14 protein-coding genes are annotated in these 16,761 nt (G+C 69.6%); 5 read left to right on the top strand and 9 right to left on the bottom strand.

The features are described 5' to 3' along the window. Positions 1-3: 3 nt before the first annotated feature. Positions 4-618 (bottom strand): hypothetical protein, encoded by a 615-nt coding sequence (locus tag JJL56_RS16040; RefSeq protein ID WP_145628027.1) that lies wholly within the window; start codon positions 616-618, stop codon positions 4-6. Between the two features lie 114 nt (positions 619-732). On the opposite strand from JJL56_RS16040, the gene JJL56_RS16035 reads away from it, so the two are divergent. Next, on the top strand, positions 733-1,539 hold the full coding sequence (locus JJL56_RS16035) for a C40 family peptidase (protein WP_200485615.1): 807 nt from the start codon (positions 733-735) through the stop codon (positions 1,537-1,539). Here the strand turns inward: JJL56_RS16035 and cobA are convergent. The 4 genes from cobA to nirB form a co-directional block, all read right to left on the bottom strand. Next, a complete protein-coding gene (gene cobA / locus JJL56_RS16030) occupies positions 1,462-2,394 on the bottom strand; it encodes a uroporphyrinogen-III C-methyltransferase (RefSeq protein ID WP_345772588.1) in 933 nt (310 codons plus the stop codon). The two genes, JJL56_RS16035 and cobA, sit on opposite strands and share 78 nt — an antisense overlap. Beyond that, positions 2,369-4,963 carry a molybdopterin-dependent oxidoreductase gene (locus JJL56_RS16025; RefSeq protein ID WP_345772587.1) on the bottom strand — a complete coding sequence of 865 codons (2,595 nt, stop codon included), beginning with the start codon at positions 4,961-4,963 and terminating at the stop codon, positions 2,369-2,371. Before JJL56_RS16025 ends, cobA begins: the two co-directional genes overlap by 26 nt. A gap of 196 nt (positions 4,964-5,159) precedes the next feature. Then, positions 5,160-5,516, bottom strand: coding sequence for a nitrite reductase small subunit NirD (gene nirD / locus JJL56_RS16020; RefSeq protein ID WP_200485613.1), 357 nt, complete (start codon positions 5,514-5,516; stop codon positions 5,160-5,162). 6 nt (positions 5,517-5,522) lie between these two features. Beyond that, positions 5,523-7,988, bottom strand: coding sequence for a nitrite reductase large subunit NirB (gene nirB / locus JJL56_RS16015; protein WP_200485612.1), 2,466 nt, complete (start codon positions 7,986-7,988; stop codon positions 5,523-5,525). 645 nt (positions 7,989-8,633) lie between these two features. Between nirB and JJL56_RS16010 the strand changes: the two genes are divergently transcribed. The 4 genes from JJL56_RS16010 to JJL56_RS15995 all read left to right on the top strand — a co-directional run bounded on the left by JJL56_RS16010 (position 8,634) and on the right by JJL56_RS15995 (position 13,586). Continuing rightward, entirely contained in the window at positions 8,634-10,022 is a 1,389-nt protein-coding gene (locus tag JJL56_RS16010; protein ID WP_145628038.1) for a CmpA/NrtA family ABC transporter substrate-binding protein, read from the top strand. A gap of 158 nt (positions 10,023-10,180) precedes the next feature. Continuing rightward, positions 10,181-11,272, top strand: a complete 1,092-nt coding sequence (locus JJL56_RS16005; RefSeq protein ID WP_145628041.1) for an ABC transporter permease — start codon at positions 10,181-10,183, stop codon at positions 11,270-11,272. Between the two features lie 13 nt (positions 11,273-11,285). Then, a complete protein-coding gene (locus tag JJL56_RS16000) occupies positions 11,286-12,950 on the top strand; it encodes an ABC transporter ATP-binding protein (RefSeq protein ID WP_200485611.1) in 1,665 nt (554 codons plus the stop codon). A 33-nt stretch (positions 12,951-12,983) separates the two neighbouring features. Next, positions 12,984-13,586: an ANTAR domain-containing response regulator gene (locus tag JJL56_RS15995; protein WP_200485610.1), complete on the top strand. Its 603-nt coding sequence runs from the start codon at positions 12,984-12,986 to the stop codon at positions 13,584-13,586. 336 nt (positions 13,587-13,922) lie between these two features. Here JJL56_RS15995 and arsH read toward each other — a convergent pair whose 3' ends face one another. The 4 genes from arsH to JJL56_RS15975 are packed head-to-tail and all read right to left on the bottom strand — an operon-like array spanning position 13,923 to position 16,712. Further along, complete coding sequence (gene arsH, locus JJL56_RS15990) at positions 13,923-14,684, bottom strand: arsenical resistance protein ArsH (RefSeq protein ID WP_200485609.1); 762 nt, start codon at positions 14,682-14,684, stop codon at positions 13,923-13,925. Then, the gene (arsB, locus tag JJL56_RS15985; protein ID WP_247891093.1) at positions 14,677-15,750 is read right to left on the bottom strand and encodes an ACR3 family arsenite efflux transporter; all 1,074 of its coding nucleotides are present in this window, start codon (positions 15,748-15,750) and stop codon (positions 14,677-14,679) included. Before arsB ends, arsH begins: the two co-directional genes overlap by 8 nt. A 12-nt stretch (positions 15,751-15,762) precedes the next feature. Further along, positions 15,763-16,197 carry an arsenate reductase (glutaredoxin) gene (gene arsC / locus JJL56_RS15980; protein ID WP_145628049.1) on the bottom strand — a complete coding sequence of 145 codons (435 nt, stop codon included), beginning with the start codon at positions 16,195-16,197 and terminating at the stop codon, positions 15,763-15,765. After that, positions 16,194-16,712, bottom strand: coding sequence for an arsenate reductase ArsC (locus JJL56_RS15975; protein ID WP_145628051.1), 519 nt, complete (start codon positions 16,710-16,712; stop codon positions 16,194-16,196). The genes arsC and JJL56_RS15975 overlap by 4 nt, the downstream gene beginning before the upstream one ends. Positions 16,713-16,761 lie beyond the last annotated feature (49 nt).

Genomic DNA, 16,761 nt, shown 5'->3' with positions numbered 1-16,761 from the left:
GGCTCAGCAGTCGTTGAGCGCCTTGATGCGTTCGATCAGCGCCAACCCGTCGCGCTCCGCCAGCGCGACCTCGGCGGCGCCGTCGCAGGTGCGGCCGTTCACATAGACGTAGTGGTAGCGCACGCGCACGGCGTCCCGGCCGATGGGCTCCGCGGCCAGCAGGCGGACGGGGACGCTCATGTTGCCGTAGAAGCGGTTCATCGACGCGATGTCGTAGGCCCCGCTGCCCCGCTTTTCGGGAACGACGTAGGTGTTGGCCCGCGCGGCATCGGCCTGCCCCAAAGCCTCATAGAAGGCGCGCACCGCCGCGACCCCGTCGGTCGGTTGAGCGCGCGGCGTGGGCGGATGGATTTGGGCCGGGTCAGCGATCGCGGCGGGCTGCGGGATGGGCGCAGGGGTGGCCGCGGGCTGACCCGGCCGGACCACCGTGGCCGCCGGGGACGGCTGCGGTGGAACGGGAACCGGCGGGGCAGGGGGCTGCTCCACCGCCGGAGAGGGAATGGACTTCGGCACGAGCCGCAGGGGGCCTTCGGTCGCCGTCTGCGCGGCGGCTGCACCGGCCAGCAGACATAAGCCCACCGCCGCCGCGAGCCCCAGACGTCTCACACGGTCCGCCATCGCACTCTCCTGTCGAAAAGCGTCAAATCCATAGCAAATCCCCATCTCCCGGAGGATTGTCCGGAACGGTCCTCTGGCTTGCATTCCGGCGGGGCGGGCTCTAGCGTGACCGGCATGACCGATGCACAGACCACCCCGATCCGCCGGCTCGCCGCCCCGCAGGCCGTTCTTCTGGAACAGCCGAGGCACGGCGTCCCGCAAACCAGCGAGATGCTGTTCGGTGAAACATGTACGCCGCTCGACCGCGACGGCGACTGGGTGAAGGTGGAAAACCACACGGACGGCCATGTCGGCTGGCTTCCCCCCGGAACGGAGACCTCAACCCCGGTCGCCCCGACCCACCGCGTGTCCGGGCGCGTGGCGAACCTGCACCCGGCGCCCACCCACAAGGCGGTGCCGGTGGCGGCGCTGAGCTTCGGCAGCCTCGTGACGGTGACAGAGCAGGCGGACGCCCAGTGTCCAGGGGGCTGGGTCCGGCTGGACAATGGGCTGTGGACGTTCGGCAAGCAGCTGGAGCCGGTCGCCGTGCCGTTGAACCGCGTCCCGGTGGAGACGGCGCTGCGCTTCCTGGAGACACCCTATGTCTGGGGCGGGCGGAGCGCCTTCGGCATCGACTGCTCCGGCCTCGTCCAGGTGGCGCTGCGCGCGGCGGGGATCACCACCCACCACAGCAGCGGGATGCAGCGCAACGACGACCGGCTGGGGCCGATGCTGTCCCAAGATGGTTTTGGGCCGGACGGGCAGGGGATCGACTACCGCCGCGGCGACATCGTGTTCTTCCCCGGCCATGTCGGCATCATGCTGGACGGCGCCACGCTGCTGCACGCCACCGTCTTCACCATGTCAGTCGTGACCGAGCCCCTGGCCGACGTGGCCGCCCGCGCTGAAGGCATCACCGGCGTCCGCCGGCCGGTTTTCTAGCGCCCAGCCGATCAGGAGCAGCGTCGGCCCGTCGCCCGCCGCCACGCCTTGCTCGGCCATGACGCCCAGCGTCGTGCGATAATGGCGCTCGTCGGGACGGCAGCCGTTCTCCACCGCCAGCACCGGCGTGTCGGGGGACAGCCCGCCGGCCGTCAGGCCGCGCCCGACCCGGCGGGCGGCCTCGCGGCCCATGTAGATCGCCAGCGTGCCCTTCGGGTCGGCCAGCCGCGCCCAGTCCGGCTCGGTCGCGTCGCCTTCGCGGGCGTGGGCGGTGACGAAGGTGACGGCGCGCGACACGCCGCGCTTGGTCAGCGACAGCCCGGCGCTGGACGCGCAGCCGAGCGCCGCGGTGATGCCGGGGATCACCGACACGCTGATTCCGACACGCTCCAGATGCTCGATCTCCTCGCCGGCCCGGCCGAAGATCATCGGATCGCCACCCTTCAGCCGGACGGTGCGCCGCCCGCTGCGGGCCTGCGCCTCGATCAGCGCGTTGATGGCCTCCTGCGGGTGGGAATGCTTGCCCGACCGCTTGCCGACGCAGATCAGCTCCGCCCCCGGCTGCGCCAGGGCGAGGATGCCCGGCCCGACGAGATGGTCGTAGAGGATCACCTCGGCCTGCGAAATCGCCCGCGCCGCCGCGACGGTGAGCAGGTCGGGGTCCCCCGGCCCGGCGCCGACCAGCGTGACGTGCGGGGTCCGCGTGCCCGCCTGCGGGATGGCGCGGGCGACGCGGCGGGCCGTGCGCGGGCGCAACGCCGAGCCCAACGCGGCGCGCAGGGCGACGATGAAGTTGATACGCTTGCCCCCGGACCGGGAGACAAGACCGTCAAGCCACATGGCAGCGCTGGGCATCGGCAAGGATCTCCTTGAGTTCGGGGATGCAGGAGCCGCAGTTGGTCCCGGCCCGCAGGGCCGCTCCGACCTCCTGGACCGTGGTCAGGCGTTGGCTCTGGATGGCGGCGATCAGGCGGTTGACGCCGACGCCGAAGCAGGAACAGACCGTCCGCCCTTCGTCCGCCGTGGGAACCGGCGACCGGCCGGAGAGCAAGGCGCGGCGGGCGGCACCGTCCAGCGCCTCCGCCGACAGCAGGTCGACCAGCCAAGCGCGGCTGGGCAAACCGCCGGAGGTGGACAGGAACAGGCAGGCCTCCAGCCGGTCGTGGGTCACCCAGGCGCGGCGCAGCACGCCGCGGGCCGCGTCGCTGTAATCGACCGTCGCCCCGGCGAAGCCGAACTCCAGCGCGTCGGGAGCGGGCAGGGCGCCCTCGCCGGCCAGTTCGATCAGGTGGCCGCCAGGGACGGCGCGGCGTGACCAGTAGCCGCCATGGGCGGGCTCCACCGGGTCGCGGGCGATCAGGAAGCCGGTCCAGGCGGCGGCGTAGGGGACGACCGTCACCGGCATCCGCTTCAGGTCGGGCTGGCCCGACAGCGGGTCCACGGCCAGATCGTCCACCAGCCGTCCGACGATGCAGGAGGCGGTGAAGCGGTCGGTCCAGTGCATGGGCAGGAAGGCCTCCCCCACCCGCTGCGCATCGGTCACGCGCAGCCGGGCCAGCGCCGTTCCGACGGGGGTCGAGAGGCTGACCAGGGCGCCGTCCGTCAGGCCGCGCGCCGCCGCGTCCTGGGGGTGAAGGTCCAGGCAGGGTTCCGGCGCGTGGGCGGAGAGGCGCGGCGACAGGCCGGTGCGCGTCATGGTGTGCCACTGGTCGCGCAAGCGGCCGGTGTTCAACATCAGCGAACCCGGCTCGACGGTACGGGGCAGGGGGCGGGAGGTGACGGGGACGAAGCGCGCCCGCCCGTCGTCGGTGAAGAAGCGCCCGTCGGTGTAGAGACGGCGCGTCGGACCCTCGCCAACCGGCCGCGGCCAGGGGGCGGGAGCGAGCGTTTCAAATTCAGCGTCGGACAGCCCGGCAAGACCGCCGATGTCGAAGGCGCGCGTGCCATCGTTCTCGAAAGCCGACAGGGCGGCGTGCTCGCGGAAGACGTCGGCGGGCGTCTCATAGGGGAAGGCGTCGGCATTGCCCAGGACACGGGCGACCTGGGTGACGATCCACCAGTCGGGCCGCGCCTCGCCCGCCAGGGGACGGAAGGCGCGCTGGCGGGAGATCGTCCGGTCGGAGTTGGTGACGGTGCCGTCCTTCTCGCTCCAGCCTGCGGCGGGCAGGCGGATGTGGGCCAGCCGTGCCGTGTCGGTGTCGGCGATGCAGTCGGAGACGATGACCGTCTCGCAGTTTGCCAGCGCGCGGCGGACGCGGGCGGCGTCGGGCATGCTGACCGCCGGGTTGGTCGCCATGACCCAGACGGCGCGCACCGTGCCCTCCTCCACCGCGCGGAACAGGTCCACCGCCTTCAGGCCGGGCTTGTCCGCCACCCGCGGGGCGTTCCAGAAGCGGCGCAGCCGGTCCATCGACTCCGGCTCGAATCCCATATGGGCGGCGAGCTGGTTGGCGAGCCCGCCGACCTCGCGCCCGCCCATGGCGTTGGGCTGGCCGGTGACCGAGAAGGGTCCCATGCCCGGCGCGCCGATCCGCCCGGTCAGGAAATGGACGTTCAGGATGGCGTTGACCGTGTCCGTCCCCTGCGAGGATTGGTTCACCCCCTGGGAGTAAATGGTGACGGTGCGGCGGACCGTTGCGACTTCAGCGTAAAAGGCCTCGATTTCGGCCAGCGGCAGACCGCAGCGGGCGGCGACATGGGCGGGGGAGGGGGCGTCGGCGCGGGCGGCCTCCAGCGCCTTGGCCAGACCGGCGGTGTGCTCCGCGACGAAACGGGCGTCCAGAACACCGTTGTCGGCGAGATGGACGACCAGCCCGTTGAACAGCAGGGCGTCGGTGCCGGGCCGGATGGGCAGGTGGCGGTCGGCCCCGTCCACCGTGGCGGTGCGGCGCGGGTCGATGGCTATAATGCGGGTGCCGCGCGTGTACTTGGCCGCCAGCAGCCGCTGGTTCAGGATCGGGTGGCACCAGGCGAGGTTGGAGCCGACCAAAACGACCAGATCGGCCTCGTCCAGGTCCTCGTAGGTCACCGGCACCGCGTCGGCGCCGAAGCCGCGCTTGTGGCCCGCCACGCTGGAGGCCATGCAGAGGCGCGAGTTGGTATCGATGTTGGCGGTGCCGAGGAAGCCCTTCGCCAGCTTGTTGACGGCGTAATAGTCCTCGGTCAGCAACTGGCCGGAGACGTAGAAGGCCACCGAGTCCGGCCCGTGCTTCGCGATGGTGTTGGACAGGCGCGTTGCGACGGCGGCGATGGCCTCGTCCCAGGCGACGCGCCGCCCGTCCACCTGCGGGTGGAGCAGCCGTTCGGCGAGGCCCAGCGTATCGGGCAGGTTGGTGCCCTTGGAGCAGAGCTTCCCCCGGTTGGCAGGGTGGTCGGGGTCACCGGAGACGGTGACGGTGCCATCGGCGGCGACGGAGGCCAGCACGCCGCAGCCGACGCCGCAATAGGGGCAGGTGGTGCGGACGGGCTTTCCCGCTGCGATTTCCCTCTCCCCTCCGGGGAGAGGGGAGGGTGAGGGGGTTGCGCTTCTGCCGAACGTACCGCCAAGCGCATCCCCCTCACCCCAACCCTCTCCCCGGGGGGGAGAGGGGGAAAAAGGAGGGGGAGAGTCGGACGGTGCGTCACCCATGGCCGCACCCTCCACGGCCCGGACGGAAGGCCGCCAGCCCGAGTTGCACCGTGCCGTCCACCACCCGCACCGGGCAGTGGCCGGCGCAGCCCTCGTCGGGGCCGACCGCTTCGCCGCTGGCGAGGTCGATCACCCAGCTGTGCAGCGGGCAGGTCACCCGCGCCCCGTGGACGATGCCCTGCGACAGCGGGCCGCCGGCGTGCGGGCAGCGGTCCTCCAGCGCGTAGACCTCGTCCGCCACGGTGCGGAACAGGGCGATGTCGCCGAAGTCGGTCCGCACCACGCGGGCCCCCTGGCGGGGAATGTCTTCGACCGAGCCGACGGTGATCCAGGAAATGCTCTGATCCATGTCTCGTTACCCCACCTGAGCGAGCGGCGCGAATTCGTGACGGTCCACCGACCCGTTGGCCCGCTCGGCCCACGGATCGTCCTGCGAAAAGCTCTGGGAGAAGAGGAAGCGGGCGTTGAGCGCGGCCCGGCCCTCGGCATCATCGACCAGCCGGCGCTTGATGTACTCCAGCCCGACGCGCTCGACCCACGGGGCGGTGCGCTCCAGATAGCGGGCCTCCTCGCGGTAGAGCTGCATGTAGGCGCCGGTGTATTCCAGAACCTCCGCCTCGGTCTCCACCTTCACCAGCAGGTCGCAGGCCCGGACATGCATGCCGCCGTTGCCGCCGACATGCAGCTCGTAACCGCTGTCCACGCAGACGACGCCCAGGTCCTTGATGGTGGCCTCCGCGCAATTGCGCGGGCAGCCGGAGACGGCCAGCTTCACCTTGTGCGGGGTCCAGGTGCCCCAGGTCATCCGCTCCAGCTTGACGCCGAGGCCGGTGCTGTCCTGCGTGCCGAAGCGGCACCATTCCGATCCGACGCAGGTCTTCACCGTGCGCAGCCCCTTGGCGTAGGCGTGGCCGGACACCATGCCGGCGGCGTTCAGGTCCGCCCACACCGCGGGCAGATCCTCCTTCTTCACGCCGAACAGGTCGATGCGCTGGCCGCCGGTGACCTTCACCGTGGGGATGGCGAACTTGTCCACCACGTCGGCGATGGCGCGCAGCTCCTGCGCGCTGGTCAGCCCGCCCCACATGCGCGGGACGACGGAGTAGGTGCCGTCCTTCTGGATGTTGGCGTGGACGCGCTCGTTGATGTAGCGGGACCGGCTGTCGTCCTTGTACTCGCCCGGCCATTCGCACAGCAGGTAATAGTTCAGCGCCGGACGGCAATGGTGGCAGCCGTCGGGCGTCCGCCATTCCAGCCGCTGCATCACGTCCGGGATGGATTTCAGGGAAAGCGAGGTGATGGCCCGGCGCACCTCGTCGTGGGTGCGGTCGGTGCATTTGCACATCGGCTTGGCCTTCGCCTCGCCCGCGTAGCCGTCGCCGAGCGTGATGGCGAGGAGTTGCTCCACCTGCCCGGTGCAGCTGCCGCAGGAGGCCGAGGCTTTGGTATGAGACCGCACCTCGTCCAGGTTGGACAGGCCCTTCTCGGTGATCGCCTTGACGATGGTGCCCTTGCACACGCCGTTGCAGCCGCAGATCTCCGCACTGTCGGGGAGCGCCGCAACGGCGGCCTTAGGGTTTGCCGCCCCCTCGCCTCCGAACCCTTGTCCGAAGATCAGGGTGTCGCGGACCGGCGCCACTTCGGTCCCGTCCTTCAGCATCTGGAAGTACCAGCCGCCGTCCTTGGTGTCGCCGTAGAGCACGGCACCCAGGATGCGGTTCTCCTTGACCACGACGCGCTTGTAGACGCCGCGGGCGGCGTCGCGGAACACGATGTCCTCGCAGTCCTTGCCGCCGGTGAAGTCGCCCGCCGAGAAGACGTCCACCCCCGTCACCTTCAGCTTGGTCGATGTGACGGAGCCGGTGTAGGCGGCCTCCGTACCGCCGGCCAGCCGGGCGGCGGCGACCTTGGCCATCTCGAACAGCGGGGCAACGAGGCCGTACGTCTGGCCGCGATGCTCCACGCACTCTCCGACCGACAGGATCGCCGGGTCGGAAGTGGTCATGGCGTCGTCCACCTGGATGCCGCGCCCGCAGGCCAGCCCCGCCGCCTTGCCCAGCGCCATGTTCGGGCGGATGCCCACGGCCATGACCACCAGATCGGCGGGAAGCTCCTGCCCATTTTTCAGGCGAACCGCCGAAACGCTTTCGTTGCCCACAATTTCAGCAGTGTCGGCGCCGGTCAGCACGGTGATGCCGCGGCGCTCCAACTCGTGCCGCAGCAGCGCCCCGGCGGAGCGGTCGAGCTGCCGTTCCATCAGCGTGTCCATCAGGTGCAGGACCGTGACGTCCATGCCCTTGACCTTCAAGCCGTTGGCGGCCTCCAGCCCGAGCAGGCCGCCGCCGATGACCACGGCGCGCCCGCCCTTCGCCGCCGCCTCCAGCATCGCGTCAACATCGGCGAGGTCGCGGAAGCCGACGACGCCGGGCAGGGTGGAGCCGGGAACCGGGATGATGAAGGGGGTGGAGCCGGTGGCGATCAGCAGCCTGTCATAGGGCACGGTCAGACCGGAGATGGCCGTGACGGTGCGGTTCGCGCGGTCGATCACCTCCACCCGGTCGCCGGTCAACAGCTTGATTCCGTTGGCTTCATACCAGTCGCGCCCGTTCAGGACGATCTGCTCGAAGGTCTTCTCCCCGGCCAGCACGGGGGAAAGCATGATGCGGTTGTAGTTGGGGTGCGGCTCGGCGCCGAAGACGGTGATGTCGTAACGGTCCGGCGCCTTGGCCAGCAGTTCCTCCAGCGTGCGGATGCCGGCCATGCCGTTGCCGATGACGACCAGCCGTTCGCGCGGAGTGGATGGATTGGTGTGCGTGCTCATGCTGTGTGCCCTCTTGCGAGGCCGCGAGGCCGAAAAGAAAAAGGCGCCCGAAGCCCTGGGGACTCCCGCGGGATTCCCAGGGTTTCGGACGCCGTTGTCCGGGTGGTTCGCCGTCGAACCGGCCATGGCGCCGTTGCCCTGGCCCTGATCTGCCCATCCTTCTGGCAATCCGCGTGCCAACACCGGCACCAAGGTATGAGAAAGGGACCGGAATGGCGGATTTCCGCCATTTGCAGGGTTTCGCCGCCGCTGGTCGATGACGGGAGTGTCGGGACCAAAACACGCGCTTTTGTCCTGCATCGAACAAAAAGCGGTCCGAAAGCCGACAAATTGTGCAATGCGGCACCACCAAGGTACTAGCACAAACAATAGGCAATTCGCGTCGAAGCCGCAGAAACAAAGACCTTTGGCCCTGTTTGGAAGGTCATTCAGCCTTTGGCATGGTCCTTGCGAGAGGGACGGCGGGACGCGCCAACGGCGGTGCGTCCATCCCATACGCCCAAGGTTGGGCCCCTCGGCACCGTCGCTGACCCGGTTCGACAGCCCTTCATGGCTGGAGAGCCCTCAACGGCGCGTCGCCGGTGGGGCGTTGGATCGAGGTCGGGCGTGCCGCGGGGTTCCGGAACGAGAGATGGAGCGACCGACGTGACCCGACTTCCCGCCTCCCCCCGCACCGCCCTGCTGTCCGCCGCCGCCACGCTGGCGCTGACGCTCGGGTCCGCCCAGGCCGCTCCGCTCGACGTGGAGAAGGACCAGCTCAAGCTGGGCTTCATCAAGCTGACCGACATGGCGCCGCTCGCCATCGCCGCGGAGAAGGGCTTCTTCGAGGACGAGGGCCTGTCGGTGACGCTGGAGCCGCAGGCCAACTGGAAGGTGCTGCTCGACCGCGTGATCTCCGGGGAGCTGGACGGCGCCCACATGCTGGCCGGTCAGCCGCTGGGCGCCACCATCGGCTTCGGCACCCAGGCCAACGTGGTGACAGCCTTCTCCATGGACCTCAACGGCAACGGCATCACCCTGTCCAACGAGGTGTGGGAGCGGATGAAGCCCAACCTGCCCAAGGGGCCGGACGGCAAGCCGCTGCACCCGATCAAGGCTGACGCGCTGAAGCCGGTCATCGCCCAGTACCGGGCGGAGGGCAAGCCCTTCACCATGGGCATGGTCTTCCCCGTCTCCACCCACAATTACGAGCTTCGCTACTGGCTGGCCGCCGGCGGCATCAACCCCGGCTACTACGCCCCCAACGACGTGTCAGGGCAGATCCAGGCGGACGCGCTGCTCTCCGTCACCCCGCCGCCGCAGATGCCGGCGACGCTGGAGGCCGGGACCATCTTCGGCTACAGCGTCGGCGAGCCGTGGAACCAGCAGGCGGTGATGAAGGGCATCGGCGTGCCGGTCATCACCGACACCGAGATCTGGAAGAACAACCCGGAGAAGGTCTTCGGCGTCACCGAGGGCTGGGCCGCCAAGAACCCCAAGACCCATCTGGCGCTGGTCAAGGCGCTGATCCGCGCCGCCATGTGGCTGGACGAGAACGACAACGCCAACCGCGCCGAGGCGGTGAAGATCCTGGCGAAGTCGGAGTATGTGGGGGCCGACGCCAAGGTCATCGCCAATTCGATGACCGGCACCTTCGAGTATGAGAAGGGCGACAAGCGGGCGGTTCCCGACTTCAACGTCTTCTTCCGCTACAACGCCACTTATCCCTTCTATTCCGACGCCGTCTGGTACCTGACGCAGATGCGCCGCTGGGGCCAGATCGCCGAGGCCAAGCCGGACTCCTGGTACGACGAGACCGCCCGCAAGGTCTACAAGCCGGAGATCTACCTGAAGGCCGCGCGGCTGCTGGTGGAGGAGGGCAAGGCCAAGGAGGCCGACTTCCCCTGGGCCAGCGACGGCTACAAGCCGCTGGACGAGGGCTTCATCGACGGCATCGCCTACGACGGCCGCAAGCCCAACGAGTACCTGACGAAGCTGCCCATCGGCCTGAAAGGCGGGCAGGCGCTGCAGGGCGGCCAACTGGTCGGCGGTTGAGACTGCGGACTTCCGATACTCGCGCAGTGGTCGCGACGGGCCCCCACCCTAACCCTCCCCCGCTCACGCAGGGGAGGGGACAGACACCCTCCCCCGCCCAGCGGGGGAGGGCCGGGGTGGGGGCATCGGCGCCCCGCGCCAAACAGAAAGATCACCCCATGACCAGCGTGACCGAAGCCTCCACCCTCTCCACCGCCGAGGCGATGCGCGCCCGGCGCAAGGCCCGCCTCGCCCACAGCCTGAACCGCGCCGCCGCCACCCTGCAGATCGTCGGGCTCGGCTGGCTCGGCCCGCTGCTCCGCATGGCCGCCGGGGACAGCCCGCGCCAGCAGGGGCGGGAGCTGTGGCAGCAGATGGGCGTGCCGCTGACCGCCCTGATGCTGTTCCTCGCCGCCTGGGCATGGCTGGCGCCGCAGGTGAACACCAGCCTGGGCGCCATCCCCGGCCCGGCCCAGGTGTGGGAGCAGGTGGGCGTCCTGCACGCCGACCATCAGGCCGAACGCGCCAAGGAGGCCGCCTTCTACGACCGGCAGGCCAAGCGCAACGCCGAGCTGCTGGCCAAGGACCCGAGCGCCGAGGTCAAGACCCGGCCCTACGCCGGCAAGCCGACCTATCTCGACCAGATCGTCACCAGCCTGAAGACGGTCTTCACCGGCTTCCTGCTCGGCGCGCTGGTGGCGGTGCCGCTGGGCGTGGCCTGCGGCCTGTCGCGCACGGTCAACGCGGCGATGAACCCGCTGATCCAGATCTTCAAGCCGGTGTCGCCGCTGGCCTGGCTGCCGCTGGTCACCATGGTGGTCAGCGCCACCGTGTCGAGCGACAACCCGACCTTCGAGAAGTCCTTCCTGACCTCCGCCGTCACGGTCACGCTCTGCTCGCTGTGGCCGACGCTGATCAACACGGCGGTCGGCGTGTCCTCCATCGACAAGGACCTGATGAACGTGGGCAAGGTGCTGCAGCTGTCCGGCCCGACGATGGTGCGCCGGCTCGTGCTGCCCTCGGCGCTGCCCTACATCTTCACCGGTCTGCGGCTGTCGCTGGGCGTGGGCTGGATGGTGCTGATCGCGGCGGAGATGCTGGCCCAGAATCCCGGCCTCGGCAAGTTCGTGTGGGACGAGTTCCAGAACGGCTCCTCCTCCTCGCTCGCCCGCATCATGGTGGCGGTCTTCACCATCGGCCTGATCGGCTTCCTGCTCGACCGCGTCATGCTGGCCTTCCAGGCCGCCGTTTCCCACACCGGCACCCGCTGAGGAGTCCCCGAGCATGGCCATCCTTGAGCTGAAGAACGTCGCGAAGTCCTACGGCGGGACCGAGGTGCTGCGCGGAATCGACCTGTCCATCGCGGAGGGGGAGTTCGTCGCCATCGTCGGCTTCTCCGGCGCCGGCAAGACCACGCTGGTCAACCTGATGGGCGGGCTGGCCGCCCCCGACGCCGGCGAGGTGGCGTTCCGCGGCGAGCCGGTGCGCGGGCCGGGGGCGGAGCGCGGCGTCGTGTTCCAGAACTACTCGCTGATGCCCTGGCTGAGCGTGAAGGACAACGTGGCGCTGGCCGTGGACGCCGTGCACAAGGGCAAGGCGTCCACGGAGCGCGGCGTGCTGACCCGCCGGGCGGTGGAGACGGTGGGGCTGGGCCACGCCACCGACCGCCGCCCCAAGGAGCTGTCGGGCGGCATGCGCCAGCGCGTCGGCTTCGCCCGCGCGCTCGCCATGAGCCCGGAAATGCTGCTGCTGGACGAGCCGCTGTCGGCGCTGGACGCGCTGACCCGCGCCAAGCTCCAGGACGAGATCGAGGCGATCTGGCGCAAGGACCGCAAGACCGTCGTCCTCATCACCAACGACGTGGACGAGGCCATCCTGCTGGCCGACCGCATCATCCCGCTGACGCCGGGTCCGGGGGCGACGCTCGGCCCCGCCTTCGCGGTGGACCTGCCGCGCCCGCGCGACCGCACCGCCGTGAACCACGACCCGGACTTCAAGCGCCTGCGCGCCGAGGTCACGGCCTGGCTGATGGAGGCCGGGGCCAGCCGCGCCGCCGCCGCGGTGGACGAGACCCTGACCCTGCCGGCGGCGACGCCGATCACCGCCGCACCGCCGCCCAAGGCTTATCTGGCCGGGCAAGCCGGCGGCCTGTCCGACGACCGCTACGTCGAGTTCAGCCGGGTCACCAAGACCTTCGCCACGCCGAAGGGGCCGCTGACCGTGGTGGACGGCTTCGACCTGAAGATGCGCAAGGGGGAGTTCATCTCCCTGATCGGCCATTCGGGCTGCGGCAAGTCCACGGTGTTGTCGATGGTCGCCGGGCTGGCCGACGTCTCCAGCGGCGGCATCGTGCTGGACGGCAAGGAGGTCGTCGGCGCCGGCCCCGACCGGGCGGTGGTCTTCCAGGCGCCCAGCCTGTTCCCCTGGCTGACCGCGCTGGAGAACGTCATGCTGGGGGTGGACCGCGTCTACCCGCAGGCCGGCCGGGGGGAGCGCGACGACATCGCCCGTTACTACCTGTCGCGCGTCGGGCTGGGAGACGCCATGAACAAGAAGGCGGCGGAGCTGTCCAACGGCATGAAGCAGCGCGTCGGCATCGCGCGGGCCTTCGCCCTGTCGCCGAAGCTGCTGCTGCTGGACGAGCCCTTCGGAATGCTGGACAGCCTGACCCGCTGGGAGCTTCAGGAGGTGCTGATGGAGGTGTGGGCGCGCACCCAGGTCACCGCCATCTGCGTCACCCACGACGTTGACGAGGCGATCCTGCTGGCCGACCGTGTGGTGATGATGTCCAACGGGCCGAACGCCCGCATCGGCCACATCCTGGAGGTGGACATCCCCCACCCCCGGACCCGGCAGGCCCTGCTGGAGCATCCCCGTTACTACGCCTACCGGGAGGAGCTGCTGAACTTCCTGGAAGGCGGGCATCACGGGACGGTGAAAGCGGCGTGACGTGGGCGGCGTGAAGGGGAGGGCGGAGCGGCCATGGCGAACAAACCCCTGAGCATTCTGGTGGCCGGCCCCGACGCCGACGCCACGCGGCCGGTGGAGGACGGCTTGGCCGGGGCGGGGGGCCGCGACCGGATCGCCGACCGGATCGTCGTGGTCCATGGCTTCGCCGACTTGGCCGTCCGCGTCGCCGCGCTGGCGCCGGACGCGGTCGTCGCTGTTTTGGAAACATCGGACCCCGCGACGCTGGACGGCGTCTTCCGGCTGGCCCGGTCCGGGGCCTGCGCCGTCGTCCTGTTCGCCGACAAAGCGCCGCCGGGGGCAGCCGCGCAGGCGGCGGAGGCCGGGGTGGCCGCCTTCGTCCTGGACGGGCTGCACCCCGCCCGCGTGCGGCCGATCCTGGAAACCGCGCTGGCCCGCTACGCTGCTTTTGAAACGCTGAAACGCGAACGCGACGAGGCGCGCACGCAGCTCGCCGACCGCAAGCTGATCGAGCGGGCGAAGGGCATCCTGATGCAGCAGAAGTCCCTGACGGAGGAGGCGGCCTACAACGCCTTGCGCAAGGCCGCCATGAAGCAGGGCCGCCGCATCGCCGACATCGCCCAGAGCGTCATCACGGCCGCCGAGATCGAGCTGTGAAACGTTTCAAAACAAGCGCTTCGGATGCAAATGATACCGAACGACCGATTCACTTCCTGGACTGAGGGGTCGATGCTCGAACGGTGCGGTGACGGTGCGTCCCTCAACAATGCCAAAGCGTGCGAGTCACGGCAAGCCGTCCGGTCGGCTGTCGCAGCGCGCATGTCGTGCCAACCGCTCCGCGGAGGGCTGCTGGCCGACCGTCAGCTTTTCTGAAATCGTCTTCCCGTCCACCGAACCTCCCCTTTCAATTCCGTGAAGGCACACGTCAGAGTGTTAAGAATCCCGCCACCCCGGCCGCGACAACGACGGCCCAGGCCGGCGCACGCCATGCCGTCACGCGGTTCTTTCACCGCTCATCGCAGCGGCGGCCAGGGCCCGCGCCTCGGTTTCCGCCTTCAACCCGGTCTCGCGGCGCTCGCTGTAGCGATCGGTCAGGTAGTCGCTGCGGTCGCGCACCAGCAGGGTGAACTTGACCAGTTCCTCCATCACGTCCACCACGCGGTCGTAATAGGGCGAGGGCTTCATCCGCCCGGCCTCGTCGAACTCCTGATAGGCCTTGGCGACGGAGGACTGGTTGGGGATGGTCACCATCCGCATCCAGCGGCCCAGCACCCGCATCGCGTTGACCGCGTTGAAGGACTGCGAGCCGCCGGAAACCTGCATCACCGCCAGCGTCCGGCCCTGCGTCGGCCGGATACCGCCGCTTTCCAGCGGCAGCCAGTCGATCTGGCATTTCAGGATGCCGGTGATGGTGCCGTGGCGTTCCGGGCTGACCCACACCTGCCCTTCCGACCATTGCGACAGGGCGCGCAGTTCCGCCACCTTGGGATGATCGACCGGCACGCTGTCCGGCAGCGGCAGGCCGTGGGGATCGAAGATCCGCGTCTCCGCCCCCATGCGCCGCAGCAGACGGGCGGCTTCTTCGGCCAGGAAGCGGCTGTACGACCGTTCCCGCAGCGAGCCGTAGAGCAGCAGGATGCGCGGCGGGTGGGTCGACGGCCGCTCCGCTGTCAGCCTGTCGAGGTCGGGAGCCTCGAAATAGGACTCGTCCAGGCTCGGCAAGGAGTCGCTTCCGGTCGTCTCGATATCATGCATGGCTGCGTCCCTCGTACCAGGGCTTGGTCGCCTTGACGATCCTCACCACCGACAGCATCACCGGCACCTCGACCAGCACGCCGACCACGGTGGCGAGCGCCGCCCCGGAGCCCAAACCGAACAGGCTGATGGCGGCGGCGACCGCCAGTTCGAAGAAGTTGGAGGCGCCGATCAGCGCCGCCGGAGCCGCCACGCACCACGCCACCCCGAAGCGGCGTGACAGCCAGTAGGCCAGCCCGGCGTTGAAATAGACCTGGATCAGGATCGGCACCGCCAGCAGCAGGATGACCAGCGGCTGGGCCAGGATCTGTTCGCCCTGGAAGCCGAACAGCAGCACCAGCGTGGTCAGCAGCGCCACCAGCGACACCGGTTGGATCAGGTCGAGCCGGCGCTTCAGAGCCGCCTCCCCGCCGCTGGCCAACAGGCTGCGGCGCCAGAGTTGGGCGCCGACCACGGGGATGACGATGTAGAGCAGCACAGACAGCAGCAGCGTGTCCCACGGCACGGTGATCGACGCGACGCCCAGCAGCAGGCCGACCAGCGGCGCGAAGGCGAAGACCATGATGATGTCGTTCAGCGCCACCTGGCTCAGCGTGTAGTGCGGCTCGCCCTCGCACAGGTTCGACCAGACGAACACCATGGCGGTGCAGGGGGCGGCGGCCAGCAGGATCAGGCCGGCGATGTAGGAGGAAATCTGGTCCTGCGGCAGCAGCGGGGCAAACAGGTTTCCGATGAACAGCGTGCCGAGCAACGCCATCGAGAACGGCTTGACCGCCCAGTTGATGAACAGGGTGACGCCGACGCCGCGCCAATGCTCCTTGACCTGCCCCAGCGCGCCGAGGTCGATCTTCAGCAGCATCGGCACGATCATCAGCCAGATCAGCACCGCCACCGGCAGGTTGACCTTGGCGACCTCGGCCGCGGCGATCGCCTGGAACAGGCCGGGCACCAGATGGCCGAGTGCGATGCCGGCGACGATGCACAGCGCGACCCAGACGCTGAGGTAACGCTCGAACAGGCCCATGGCGGGGCGGGCCGCCGGGGCGGCATGGATGTCAGCGGTCATGATGCTTGTCCGTCAGGAGGCTTTGCCGATGCGGTGTCCGGCGGCATCGACGACCTGCTCGCCATCTTCCTTGGCGAAGGCGCCGCGCTGGGCATCGGAGAGGATGTCGAGCACCGCCTCGGACGGGCGGCACAGCCGCACGCCGAGCGGCGTCACCACGATCGGCCGGTTGATCAGGATCGGGTGGGCCATCATGGCGTCGAGCAGTCGGTCGTCGCTCAACGACGGGTCGTCGAGCCTGAGCTCGGCAAAGGGCGTGCCCTTCTCGCGCAGCACGGCACGCACCGGCACGCCCATGCGGCGGATCAGGTCGGCGAGTTCCTCGCGCGTCGGCGGTGTCTTCAGATACTCGATCACCGTCGGCTCGACGCCGCTGTTGCGGATCAGCGCCAGCGTGTTGCGCGACGTGCCGCAATCGGGGTTGTGGTAGATGGTGACCGGCGTCATCGCGCCGCCTCCGGCGTGGCGGACTCCTGGCCCATGTCATCCAGCTTGCGTTTCAGCGCCAGCCGGTCGAGCGAGGCGATGGGCAGGCTGACGAAGGCCTGGATGCGGCGCTGGATTTGGCCGAACACCGTGGCGGTGAAGGCGGCCTTCTCCGCGTCGGTGCCCTGGGCACTCGACGGGTCCGGAAAGCCCCAGTGCGCCGTCATCGGCTGTCCCGGCCACACCGGGCAGACCTCCCCGGCGGCGTTGTCGCAAACGGTGACGATGAAATCCATGTGCGGGGCACCCGGTGCGGCGAACTCATCCCAGGTCTTGGAGCGCAGCTCGGCGGTCGGGAAGCCGAGCCGTTCCAGCAGGTCATGGACAGAGGGGTTGATGCGCCCGGACGGCTGGCTGCCGGCGCTGAAGCCGCGGAAGCGGCCCTTGCCCTCCCGGTTCAGCAGGCATTCCGCCATGACGCTGCGGGCGCTGTTGTGGGTGCACAGGAACAGGACGTTGTAGACGCGGTCGGTCATCGCTGGATCGCCTTTCCGGGCCGCGGGAAGCGCGGCGGTTGGGGTCGGG

This window comes from Azospirillum aestuarii (genome assembly GCF_016632405.1).
Lineage (GTDB): Bacteria > Pseudomonadota > Alphaproteobacteria > Azospirillales > Azospirillaceae > Azospirillum > Azospirillum aestuarii.
This window is presented reverse-complemented; position numbering and strand designations above follow the sequence as displayed.